Source organism: Negadavirga shengliensis (genome assembly GCF_042652345.1).
Classification (GTDB): domain Bacteria; phylum Bacteroidota; class Bacteroidia; order Cytophagales; family Cyclobacteriaceae; genus Negadavirga; species Negadavirga shengliensis.
Map to the genome: position 1 here is coordinate 239,358 of NZ_JBHSJJ010000002.1, position 12,419 is coordinate 251,776.

Below are 12,419 nucleotides of genomic sequence, written 5' to 3' on the forward strand. Positions count from 1 at the left end.
TGGTGGCAAATATAAGGAAACTTATCTTTTTACAAATTTTAACTCCCATATAAACTGTTAAAAAAAGCAAAGCTATCCCGCCTTTCCAAATAGGAAGAATAAATAAAAATATTTTACTCGCCATTGCATTAAGGCGTACCGACATGCCCATCCGGAGCCACTCTCTATCCGGACTTCCCTTTCCACCTATTTGCTGGACAAACGAAGCCCGGTTTTTCTGGTTTCAGTCCGGCTCAGGTTTAGCAAGGGGAGTTTTCAGTGTATGCCAGGTGCGTGTTCGAGATATGACATTCTTCCAACATCCCAGGCTGAAAAAAGCTATCTGCCACCAAAGTACCTTCACAAAGAAGCTGTCCGGCAGCAAATCATATTTCGCCATAGGGAAGCGGTGGCCCTCCGGTAGCGACAAGGCATACCCAGAGACCAGGCAACCTTGAGCATGTTCTACCTTAAAATCCTTGCAAGGAAAACCATCATCCGGGAAATATGTTAAAAAAACCGTCCGGGAAAATATCAAAATTCATCTTCATCCTCATCCTCTGATTCGAATGTGTAAAAGGTATCATCCAACCTAAGGGTATCATTATTGAATTCTTCCACAAATCTTGTGATGATCTTTTCATTGATTTCCTCCACGTTTAAGGCCGCATCCAGCCCTATGCCATAATCATGGTGGGTATCTATATCCACAAATTCCTGGACTTTTACCAATCCTTCATCTTCCATATCCATGATAAGTTCGGTAATAAACCAGCCTATTTCCTCTTCCTTGGGATCGAGAGGTTTGAGATTGCCATTTTCATCTTCCTCATATTTGATGCCGTTATAGTTGGGGAATTTCTTAGCGGCCTCATGTTCTGCCAGTTCGTACAGCTCACTGTTATAATGCAATCGCAACGTATAAAGGGCTGCGTCATAAATCACATCCTTCCCTTCATACTTGCCGATAAAATAAAAATTGACATATTCGTCAGAATTATCCTCACCGGGAATAATCTTAAAAATTTTACCTGAGGCTCTGATTTCTTCTTTCAACGATTCAATGGTTTCAGGCAAAAAACCTTCATTCAAATTTTGCATGGTATATTCACTGTGTTTAAGATTAATGGACCTCATAACTGTTGTTATAATTATATAAAAGAATGATATTCATCATACAATCAGTCCTATAATTTACAATCATTTGCTAATAAAAAAAATGTATTCGCCAAAAAAGAATAATGAACTCATCAAAGAATTCCTATCAAAGCGTGAAGGATTGTCTCTTGATTTTAAACAAAACCTTAGTAATCAGAAAAAAATAGCAAAAACTTTATTGGCATTTGCCAATACGGAAGGAGGTAAAATTATTGTTGGGGTTTCGGACCGGGGCAGGCTGATCGGCATCGATGCGGAAGAAGAGATGTTTATGGTGAATGAAGCCATCACCAAATACTGCAATCCGCCTATTAACGTGATATTCGAAGTATTTGAGATAGACTATTGGGAAGATGAACTGCTAAAAGACGAAAAATATTTGTTGATCGTCGATATTCCTAAAAGCAGCTTAGCCCCCCACTATTTGATAGATGGGACCAAAGAACCTGTTTACTACAGGCGTGTAAAGGACAGGACCCTGCCCAGTGAACTTCCCGGTTCCACTTAAGACCTGAATCCTTCTCCGAGAGAAATACCGAGAATGGAATTTACCAGGGAAAGTATCAAACTGAATAAAAGTGCCCACCAAAAACCGTCCACTGTAAATCCCGATACAATTTTCGCAGCAATGACAACCAGCAAAGCATTGATAACCAACAGGAAAAGACCAAGTGTAATCAGGGTAATGGGTATGGTAAGAAAAATCAGTATGGGTTTGATGGTGATGTTTAACAGGGCAAGGAGTGCCGCAATGATCACTCCGGTAAGATAATCGTCCACGGTGATGCCCGGCAAAATATAGGCGGTAAAAATGATTACCAATCCTGCTACCACTAACTGGAACAGGATATTTAAAATCTCTTTAGGTTTGCTCATGGTCGGTGCGGGCCTCAGTTACAATAAATCCTTATTCATCCTAAAGATATAAAATCTTTGTTTCTTGCAAAAATCTTTAAAAACGCTCCTGCTTTTTCCCAAACCGTTTCTGCTTACCGACTGATGAAGTGTTGTTTAGCCCCTTCACCTTGAAATGCCCCCCCGGACCGGTGCATAGCGGGGTGGGCCGTAAAAAATCGAACCCGGATCAAAATATCCGGGTTCGCAGATCTTGATCCAAAGATCAGCTCCATGTCCTGTCCCAGGAACGGATCTCATTCCAATCATCTGTAGGCGCAAAATACTCTTCACCTTCCCGCAGCCTCCGCTTCACTTCATCCTCATTCAGCTCAAGGCCTATACCCGGAGCTTCCGGCACTTTTACATATCCGTCTTTTACCAAGGGTTTCTCTATTCCGGTCACAAGGTCCTCCCACCAGGGATTGTCCACCGAGTGGTGTTCCAAGCCGATGAAATTGTACGTCGCCGCCGCGGCGTGGACCGTACCCATGAAAGTCACCGGGGACGCAGCATGGTGAATCGCCATGCCGATTTCGAATTCCTCCGCATAGTCTCCGATTTTTTTGGTCTGCAGATAGCCTCCGGCACTGCCGGGATCGGGGTGGACAATATCCACGGCTCTTTTCTCGATCAAATCCTTAAAATTCTTTTTGTGATAGGTGTCTTCCCCTGTCAGCGTTGGCGTGGAGAGCGCCTCGGTGATCATCCGCCACTGCTCCGTGTTCTGCCAAGGCACCAAATCTTCCAGCCAAGCGATGTTATAAGGCTCAAATGCGCGGCCCAGCTTGACCATTTCATTGTAACCCATATGACCAAAATGATCAATGGCCAGTGGTATTTCGTAACCCACTTTCTCACGGGCTTTGGCGGCGTATTCCACCATTTTTTCCAGGCCCTTTGGTGTGATTTGGATATGGGTAAACTGGTGGCGGGTTTGCGCGTAGCTCATTACATCCCTGTCCGTCCAACCCCTAAGCGGCTGCCAGGGTTCGATATTGGTCAAAGTTCCCTCGATGTCCTTGATCAGACCGATGCCTATGTCCATTTTCAAGAGGGTAAAACCCTGAGCCACCCGGTCCTTCATTTTGGCTGCAAACTCATCTGGATCCTGCATGGTAGGGGTATCCACATATATCCTGACTTTATCGCGGAACTTACCGCCCATCAGTTGGTACAAAGGCACGCCATAGGCCTTGCCTGCGAGATCCCACAGGGCCATTTCCACGCCAGAGACGCCGCCCCCCTGCCTGCCATGGCCACCAAACTGTTCTATTTTTTTGAATATCTTCTCGATGTTGCAGGGATTCTCACCCAAAATACGGCTTTTTAGCATCAGAGCGTATCTTTTGTCCGCCCCGTCCCTCACATCACCCAGCCCGTGGATGCCCTGGTTGGTGTAGATTTTCAACAAAGGGACATTGCCGTACTGGGCGATTCTCATGTCTGTGATTTTAAGATCGGAGGGATTGGAATTGCGGTTGACCTTCGAAGTGGTATGGGCGAGGGTATCCTCCAGCGGCAACATCATCATGCCCGCGAGGCTGATGCCTCCCAAGCCGACTTTCTGTAAAAAGGATCTCCTGTCATTGCCGGTTGCTGAACCCGGCTCCGCCTTTGGAGCGTGCGCTTTTTCTGTCTTCTCCCTGGCCAAATCAAAATTGTTCTGTTGTAAATGGGTAATGCTTTTTTTCATCTCATTATATTGGGTTAGTTGTGAAAAAGAGACAGAAGGGAATTCCGTCCCACAGTGACTAAATTTAAAGATAAAAATGAAATTATCTAAACGGGACAGCCTTTGGGAAATCCATATTCTGATAAGCGAACCAACAATCGAAATAAGTGGCCCACCGTGATGGACACACAGGCCGCAGTGAGGGGGTTCCGGTGAAACGTTTTGTGTCTGAGTGAAATAGCCGCAAAGGGGGGAGAAAACAATGATTCGTGTCAACGAGAACAATTCGCTTTTTTAGACAGTCTCATAATGACTAAAATTAAAAATAAAAATGAAATTATCTAATCCTGATGGTGCCGGGACGGTGGAGATGATGATGGCCAGGGAAATATCAGACAAATACTTTCCCGCCCGGTCATAATTTAACTGTTTGGTATCATCTATTGATTTTCTTAAAATGGGGTTTTTGATGGACTGCTGGGTTAGCAGGTCAACTTTTCGGGCAAAAAACTCCTCGAATGCGTCCCATAATGAAAGGAGGAGTTCTCCTTTTTCCACAATTAACTTGCAGTCTCTCCTTTCCGCTTTCCTCTTTCCAGCTTTTCTTTTAATTCCTGTAACTGTTCGGGAGACTCAGAAAACAGGTTGTTTTGTTCAAGACTGTCCACCTCAACGCGGTACAATTGACCCTGCGGCCCGTTCTCCAACGGAGTCTCTGTATCCGGAAATGTAAAACCTCCTGAGCCAAGCCCTTCTATGTATTTCCATCCCCCACCGCGGATGCTGTACATACCCCTGGATGAATGATGAATCATGGAAGGTCGTATGGGCGTGTCAAAATCGCCATTCAATACATGCCAAAAGCTAAAACTATCTTCACCGCTGCCGGCTTCAGTCTGACTCCCTGTGAGCGCTGCAAATGTGGCATAGAAGTCAGTCAGGCTTATCAGATGATCCACCATCCCGGGCTTGTCCGTCATGCCTGGCCAGGAAATCACCAGGGGCACCCGGTGTCCGCCGTCCCAAATATCGCCTTTTTGGCCTCTCCGACCTTGGTTGGCGTCATGATTATGCAGATCTATTTCCTCCTGGGGCCAGTATGCCCCGTTGTCGCTGGTAAAAACAAATAAGGTGTTCTCATAGGTGCCATGTTTCTTCAGGGCATTGATGACCTGTGCCACCACATCATCTACTTCCCTGATAAAATCGCCATACAAACCTACTGAAGAAGTCCCCTTAAATTTTTCAGAAGGCACCCATGGGGTATGGGGACTTGTCAGGGGTAAATACAGAAAAAACGGGTTCTCAGGGTTTTCTGAAGCCCTTTCAATAAATGCCACGCCTTCTTTTACAATTTCAGTTTGGCAGGTTTCAATCCTGAATGAACGGGACATTTCCCCCTGCCTCCACCATACACCCTTTTCCCAATATACAGCATCGTCATTGGTATGCTTTTTATCCCACGCGTATTCTGTGTCCTCTTTTCTGGAAGGATAAAAGTCAGTTGTAAGTATCATATCAGGGTCCACCACTTCCTGGTTCCTGAGAAAAACATAGGGAGGGATATCCAGCGAGGCTGGATGTATAAAAGAGTAATCAAAACCAAAATCATTGGGGCCGCCGGATACCGGTTGGTGGTAGTCTACATCGGAATAGCCTGTAATTTCATCAAAATTGGGCTCCCCTGAGCCATCTTTTGTCTGCCAGTCCAAGCCCAGATGCCATTTTCCTATACAAGCGGTTTGATACCCAGACTTTTTTAAAAGTCTGGCCAAAGTTTTCCTTTCCGGTTCTATGACCGGCTTATCAAAACCCCAGATGCCATAGGCGCCATTTTCCGAGCGAAAAGCATACCTTCCCGTAAGCAAACCGTATCGGGAAGGCGTGCATACTGAAGCACTGGCATGAGCCTCGGTAAATGCAAGTCCCTGCTGAATAAGGTTATCAATAGCAGGGGTTCTTGTTTTTGCCGATGGGTTCAGCGCGCTCACATCCCCATATCCCATATCATCAGCAAAAATGATCACAATGTTGGGTAGCCCCGATAACTCCCGCTTTTCTTTTGGATCGCAGGAAATATAAAGCAGTACCCAAAAGCCAACTATTAAAACACGGCGCGGATAATCTTTCAAATTCTTTTTACTCACGTGTATTTCCACCATTTAGTTTGTTCCAGAACATTACGATGCAATTTTGAAGGCTGCTTCAACCCGCCGCCGGTTTCTTCCATATAATCCGCCAGTGTTTGGTGAGCCTTTCGGCATTATGTTGATATTTCGGACCAAACGCCAGGCTCTCCCTTTCCATGATGTCCTCTAAAGATTATAAAGTTCCAGAAATACTTCGTCTTTAAACATCTCCACAATGAATTTGTAATCTTCTTCCAAAACGCATCTTTGAAAATTATCCGTAATATAACAAGCAGATGCTTTTTATTCTCCATTCCATCTAGTTTCCCATGTCATAAGCAGACAGTTTTTTAAAAAGTACGAGGTTAACTTCGTTTACATATCCGATGAATTTCCCATAAAGTGACTTAACCTTATCGGGGTGCTGACCGGATATATCTGTTCTTTCTCCAATATCAGTATGTAGGTCGTACAATTCCATTCTAGCCTTCTTCCATAAAATCACCAGTTTATGGTTATCCTGTATGATGGCAGAGTGAGGATACCCATCATGGTAACGGTGAAACACAAAATAGTCTCTGGGTCGGTGAACCTGACCTTTACCACCGCTATGGATGAGTTTCGCAAAACTCCCCCCATCCAGATCGTTCCTCGGCAGAAGGTCGTAACCCGCAAGTTCAGCCACAGTGGGTAAAATATCCCACCCGCCTACGGGCTCATGGCTCATTTTTCCTTTCTCCACTCCCGGACCTTTGACGATAAAAGGAACCCTGATCCCTCCTTCATAGAGTGTCCATTTGCCGGCTCTTAGGGGATAATTTCTCATGGGTTTATCAAAGGATTTCGGATCCGACAACTTCTTTTGGCCTGAAACAGGAGGGATGAACTCGGCCGCTCCATTGTCTGACATTAAAATGATATAGGTGTTATCCGATATCCCAAGGTGTTCTACTTTGTCAAGTATTTCACCAACAGAGGTATCCATGTCTTCCAGCATCCCTGCCCATCCAGGTGAATGGTGCCTTTCGCCGGGCAGTTTATTTTGGTACTTTTCCAGCGTAGTCCGTCTGGTTTGTATATCAACATGAGGGGCATAATGGGAAATCTGTAGGTAAAAAGGATTCCCCTGATCCACTTGCCTTTCCATAAAATTCACTGCCCGTCTGGTAATGGAGACAGTCCGTTTCGGATCGTCCGTTACAAAAACCTCTGTCCATTTTTCCCCACTGGCAGACATCAAATTCCCATGACTGTTGCGGGTATCACCATCACTTTCATCAAAACCCAGGTCTTCAGGGAAAATATCAGCCCGCAAATCCCATTTACCATAGTGGGCCGCTTTGTAGGCAGGATTAGCCGACTTCAAAACCCTTGGAATGGTCAATGCCTGTCCATTTGTTTCAGGGTTATAGTTTTCTTTAAAGGTTTCATCCCCCAGCCGGGTAGGCGTTTGACCAAAGATGATGCTTCTCCTCGTTGGCGAGCAAATCGAAGCCGGCGCATAAGCATTGGTAAAACGAATACCTTCTTTGGCCATCCTATCGATATGGGGTGTTTCGTAATAGTCGCTCTTAGAATCAGGAATCCGGTCATCTATACCCATTGAAGTACAACTCCAGCCCTGGTCATCGGTAAGAATAAAAATAAAATTGGGGGATGATTGCTGTGAATAGGTGTTCGATACGACTATCGTCATACAAACCAAAACAAAAAGTATCTCGAAATACGACTTTGATGCTAGGTTGTTTGTCTTTTTCATCTTAAACTGTTTCAATTTTCATTCATTGTATATCTTGGCTGTTCTAGTAACCATTATTTCGATAATACTGTATGCTATTACGCAGATCGTAAGGTAGTTGGTCCTCCACCTCACTAAAATTGGTCACGCCGTTTTCGACAAAAACCAATTTGGAGGCATGCTTATAATTGCCGTTATACGTTTTTCCCTGAAACTCCAACGGATGACCATGTGATGAGAATGCTACCTGTTCTTGTTTATTCATGATAATTAGCCCGGGACTCATGGAAACATCCATATTCGCGGCGATTCTCCAATCCCCAATTTGCATATCAACAAGCCCATTTTCGGCCTTTTTTTCTAACCAGTTGTTGGTCATACCGTGCGGCGTGACACGAATAACCACCAAAAATCTCATTTGAGTAGTCTTTTCTCTGGCTGTGGCTTTAAAATGCCATTGATCATCATCATAAGTTTTAAGTTTCCCATGTTGATCACGGCTTTTTCGCCAATTCACAGCGGGGACGTCAAAAGTATCCGCAAGATGCAGGTTAACGGGCCGCGATCCCCAAAGCCTGCCTATGCCGTCTGCGTCATCAAGAGAGACCGAAAAAACATCATTTTCTTTATCTAAAGTCATGTTTTCAAGACTGTGTATCAACCAGGACCATTCCACATCTTTATTTGATTCCAATTCATCGTAGATGACGATAACATCCGGCTTGAGCAGAACAATGTGCCTGTGGTTTTTTGATACACCATAATTTTCTCCTGTTTCTTTACTTTTGTAGGCATTGGAGGCATCCCCTTTTGTATAAGCGAGGCCTCCACCCTGTATGAACCTGGCGATCCATCCAAACGCTTCCGTACTATAGGGCTGTCCTTCTCCGTCCACCAAAATGCCATTTTGGCTTCTGGTATGCTGATACCATCCTGTACGATGCGGGTCTTTCATGGTCACTTTATAACCCGTCCGGTAAAAGAGTTTTTTTCCCCGATAAAGGATATTGAAGACATTTTGATCAGAAAGCATATGTCCATATGATCCAAAAGGACTTGACCGCATCGCTATCATAAGGTCATCCTGCTGCACTCCTGGACGTGTATGCATGGCAGCAAGACCCACATCCTGAAACGTGTATCCCATCGGTAGATCGATCTCTTCAGGAACATCAGGTATCGGGATATCGGATGTTTTTGTGGCCCTTATCCATCTCAGCACGTCTTTCTTTGAAAGATCAATATTTTCGTATTTAGCACATTGCCAAGCATACCATGCCGCATTTTCATCATTGAGCAGTTTGGCGATTTCAATAGCGAATGCTGCGTATTCCGCCCCAGGCGTATCCATCTCCTCCACATTGTCTCCAAAGCCATCCGGTGCAGACCCCGGAGGGACATGATAAATCATCCATTTGACTTGACGGTGGTACCATGGATGAGCCTTGAAAAAATCAAACCCCGAAAATTTCTTGATATACAACGGGATATCCACCATGGTCTCCATATTCATCCGGAAGTAGGAAGCTCCTTCAATCCACCCCCCATCCATTCCACCCAACACCGGAGCCCTCGCGAGAAACAGTTCATAAGCATAAGACAACCAGTCAGAGGCTTCGTCCACATCGCCATATAAGGCTGTCGCTGTCTGAAAAAAATAATGCAATATGTGTTGCCATACATGACCGCTTAGAAGCCTCGCCTCTATGTTGTTCGCCCATTCGAGATAAAAGTAAGATGCCCTTGCCGAAACGGCATCCACCAGCACTTTTCGTTGAAGTTCACTCAAGAATTTATGAAAAGTGTCATAAGCAATCGCCATGGCTACCATGCACCGCGCATGCCCAAAGTCGCTGATACCGGAAACACCGTTTGGATTCCACGTAGCAACTTCAAGGGCCACTTTCATGCCCTTGTTGGCATATACCTCGTCGTCAGTGAGCAAAAAAGCCTGTGCCATAGAAAGAACCACTTTGTAGGCTGAGCTGCCAAGCCGATGACTGGCGTCTTGGCGAAACTTTCTTTCCTGTTCGGCGTCCTCTCCTTTTTGCAGCGAAATACCTTCATTTTCCCTGGGAATAGGAAGGTGAAGCATTTCGTTTGCCTCTTCAATTATCGCCTTGATGTCATTGTCTTTTTCTAAAATTTTCAGCGCTAAACGGTCCCGTTCCGTCGTTAACACCCTGGGTTTAGACAAGGGAACTGATTTTAGAAACTGGAAAGAGGAAGGCGAGACCATTGGATAGGCACTATCATCCACCACAAAACCCTGAAGGTCTGACCAGTTTCCGCCGCTTTTTCTGTATTGCCAATACCAATTACCGAGATCCAGTTTCATATGAGGATTAAACATTGCCCAGGGAGTATCCACAACCCCAATGACATCTGTTGTATCTGAAAACCCCTTGTCTTTGGACAAACGCACCTCATAAGTTATTTGTCTGCCCTTTTCTACCGGCCATCTCAACACCGGTGGATTCAAGCGAACCGTTTGCATGCCAGATGGCTGAGGAAACTCCAGATACCTTTGGTATACCGCATCGATACCTACCTGCTGAATTCCGGTGGATGCTACCCCCGGACTATCTGAGCAGCTTGTACAACATGTTGAAATAAAAAAAACAACACATAAGAACAAGGTAGTGAATTGAAATCCTATATCTTTAATTAAACTCATACGGTTTGTTTTATTAGTTATCGGCCGGTACCATTTATTTCCCGCACCTTGAAATTTCTATACCTGAAATACGACCACTGCATTTGCCGAAAACCTATCTTACCCCCGCCATACACAGGCCCATGTATTTTTCCATCGTCTGTCCAATCGATGATCTTTTTCCCATCTATTGACATGGCTATTCTGGCTCCATCCTTTACTAGACGGATATGATGTATTGCCGTGGAGTGCTTGGCAATTCCTTCAGGTCCCGTCTGCATGATTTCAAACATATTATTCTTTCGAAGGTGGGAAGCCTCCCTTTCCTGGTTTTTAGGGTTGTTGGCATAGTAGGAAATGTGATAGCTATTCAGCCTATCCCTGGTGTAGTATTTAAAAGTCCCGTCACGCTCAGGAAGAAGGGGATCAAAAATATCCTCTCCGTTTATCCCCCTGGCTGCGAAAAACACAATACATAGTCCTGCATCGGGATTCATGTTTTGCATTTCCCATTCTGCAGCAAAACTTTCCGGAAAATCCATGGGACACCAATATACATGATGCCACTCTTCATCCGGGGAATACATGTGCATCCACCCTTCTTTAAATTCCGTTTTCCCAGGACCTTCCATCTTCCAATCTTCCAGTTGATCAGGTATGGAAAAATCATTTTCATAGAGAATGCGACCCCCTTCCCACACGTCATATACTTGTTGGCATTGGACTTCAAAAGAAACCAAATGCCAACCCATCAAAACAAAAAAGAAGAACGCCTTTATCCAAACTTTCTTCAGAATGTATACAGCTTCCATTTCAATCATCCCGTCCATTCCTTCAAATCAATAATGAATACCTGCCGGTCTCCTTCCGGAGCCCCATTAATACAAAGCTTTTTATAATCCCTGCTCCACGCCGGATGGGGATCAAGCTTGTGCGGGCTCCCTCCTTCTTCCCTGTCTTGTTTGGTGTACATTTCACCTCCTCCGCCCACGTCATTGGCAATGGTACACAAAGTGTATTCTTTATCCTCTTTTAGGTCGATAAACCGTATAGGCACTTCACCTCCTTTGACCACGTATTGCTGTTTTATATAAGCATCACTTACCAAAAACCTTGAAGTAGGTTCCACTGTGGGATGGCCGCTACCCAGATGCTTTTCGGAAAGGATGGTAAAATCCGTCCCATCAAACCTAAACTGGCAAAAAAGCATGTCTTCATATCCCAACCAGTTAGGTATACAATTCATGACGATATGTTCGCCATCAGGATGCCAGTTTGGATGATTCCCGGATCCACCCAGACGGGCTTTTTGGTTCCATTTTTCCCTACTTAAGCATTCAGATAGGTCCGAACCGTCAATATCCATAGTAAAAAGAGAAGCATGGCGACCCGCTCCATTGATCTGGCAGCGAAAAACCTGCATAATACGTGTATTTTGGAGGTTGTATTTACTGTGGAACAGATAACCAACCCCCTTCCGGTAAAAATCCTGCTCTGAGGAAGCCCTGACAAAATAGTTCATGGGAACCAATAGCTCTTTCCGGTTGCGCTGGAGGTCAGTCCGCCACAATCCTTCATATTCCATATCATCAGGTGTAAAAGGCATGGGTTTTTTGCCCAAGGGATCCGGCACGCTGTAGCCATATTGGTGGATGTTCATATTGAGCAGGTTGGGACTGATTACATATCGCTCATCGGGAGAAAGGTCGTATTTCGGACCGGCATATGCGGTTATTTCTTTGGTTTCAAGATCGATCCGGACGCAAACAGGGATTTCATCGATAATATCATTCGCATACAGATACCTGTCTCCCATGTTCCCCCATTGGACATTGGCACCTACCTGAAAAGACCATGCCTTCGTTTCGTATACTGTTTCTATGGTTTGTTCATAAAGATCAATGACGCATACTCCGGCCTTGTCTCCCCATCTTGGCTTCAATCCTTGGTAAGGCAATCTGGTTACCGTCAGGTACCGCTGGCTTGGGCTCCAGGGACAAACATCATAAAAGCTGTGTAGATAAAAGCCGTCATCGGGAGTGACTTTCGTTACAGGTGCCAAAGTCTGCCCAAGGCGATAAGGTTTAAAATCGTAAGGTCTCCCAGTGCCCTCCCTGGCCCGGATCTGCCATATTCCTGGCATAAGTATCATTGCCGCATACCCTGCAGACGTTCGTGATATAAATGATC

At 45.0% G+C, this 12,419-nt stretch carries 9 protein-coding genes; 1 reads left to right on the forward strand and 8 read right to left on the reverse strand.

Annotation, left to right across the window (positions count from 1 at the left end):
• Positions 1-513: 513 nt before the first annotated feature.
• Positions 514-1,080: a hypothetical protein gene (locus tag ACFPFU_RS04015; protein ID WP_377061757.1), complete on the reverse strand. Its 567-nt coding sequence runs from the start codon at positions 1,078-1,080 to the stop codon at positions 514-516.
• A 118-nt stretch (positions 1,081-1,198) separates the two neighbouring features.
• On the opposite strand from ACFPFU_RS04015, the gene ACFPFU_RS04020 reads away from it, so the two are divergent.
• A complete protein-coding gene (locus tag ACFPFU_RS04020) occupies positions 1,199-1,645 on the forward strand; it encodes an AlbA family DNA-binding domain-containing protein (protein ID WP_377061759.1) in 447 nt (148 codons plus the stop codon).
• Here ACFPFU_RS04020 and ACFPFU_RS04025 read toward each other — a convergent pair.
• The 7 genes from ACFPFU_RS04025 to ACFPFU_RS04055 all read right to left on the reverse strand — a co-directional run bounded on the left by ACFPFU_RS04025 (position 1,642) and on the right by ACFPFU_RS04055 (position 12,372).
• A complete protein-coding gene (locus ACFPFU_RS04025) occupies positions 1,642-2,013 on the reverse strand; it encodes a phage holin family protein (protein WP_377061761.1) in 372 nt (123 codons plus the stop codon). The two genes, ACFPFU_RS04020 and ACFPFU_RS04025, sit on opposite strands and share 4 nt — an antisense overlap.
• Positions 2,014-2,257: 244 nt before the next feature.
• The gene (locus ACFPFU_RS04030) at positions 2,258-3,727 is read right to left on the reverse strand and encodes a mandelate racemase/muconate lactonizing enzyme family protein (protein WP_377061763.1); all 1,470 of its coding nucleotides are present in this window, start codon (positions 3,725-3,727) and stop codon (positions 2,258-2,260) included.
• A gap of 539 nt (positions 3,728-4,266) precedes the next feature.
• Entirely contained in the window at positions 4,267-5,853 is a 1,587-nt protein-coding gene (locus tag ACFPFU_RS04035; protein ID WP_377061765.1) for a sulfatase family protein, read from the reverse strand.
• A 301-nt stretch (positions 5,854-6,154) separates the two neighbouring features.
• Positions 6,155-7,594 (reverse strand): sulfatase, encoded by a 1,440-nt coding sequence (locus ACFPFU_RS04040; protein ID WP_377061767.1) that lies wholly within the window; start codon positions 7,592-7,594, stop codon positions 6,155-6,157.
• A gap of 43 nt (positions 7,595-7,637) precedes the next feature.
• A complete protein-coding gene (locus ACFPFU_RS04045; protein ID WP_377061769.1) occupies positions 7,638-10,250 on the reverse strand; it encodes a DUF4962 domain-containing protein in 2,613 nt (870 codons plus the stop codon).
• A 17-nt stretch (positions 10,251-10,267) separates the two neighbouring features.
• Positions 10,268-11,059: a DUF1961 family protein gene (locus ACFPFU_RS04050; protein ID WP_377061771.1), complete on the reverse strand. Its 792-nt coding sequence runs from the start codon at positions 11,057-11,059 to the stop codon at positions 10,268-10,270.
• A complete protein-coding gene (locus ACFPFU_RS04055; protein ID WP_377061773.1) occupies positions 11,047-12,372 on the reverse strand; it encodes a TolB-like translocation protein in 1,326 nt (441 codons plus the stop codon). Before ACFPFU_RS04055 ends, ACFPFU_RS04050 begins: the two co-directional genes overlap by 13 nt.
• Positions 12,373-12,419: the final 47 nt, after the last annotated feature.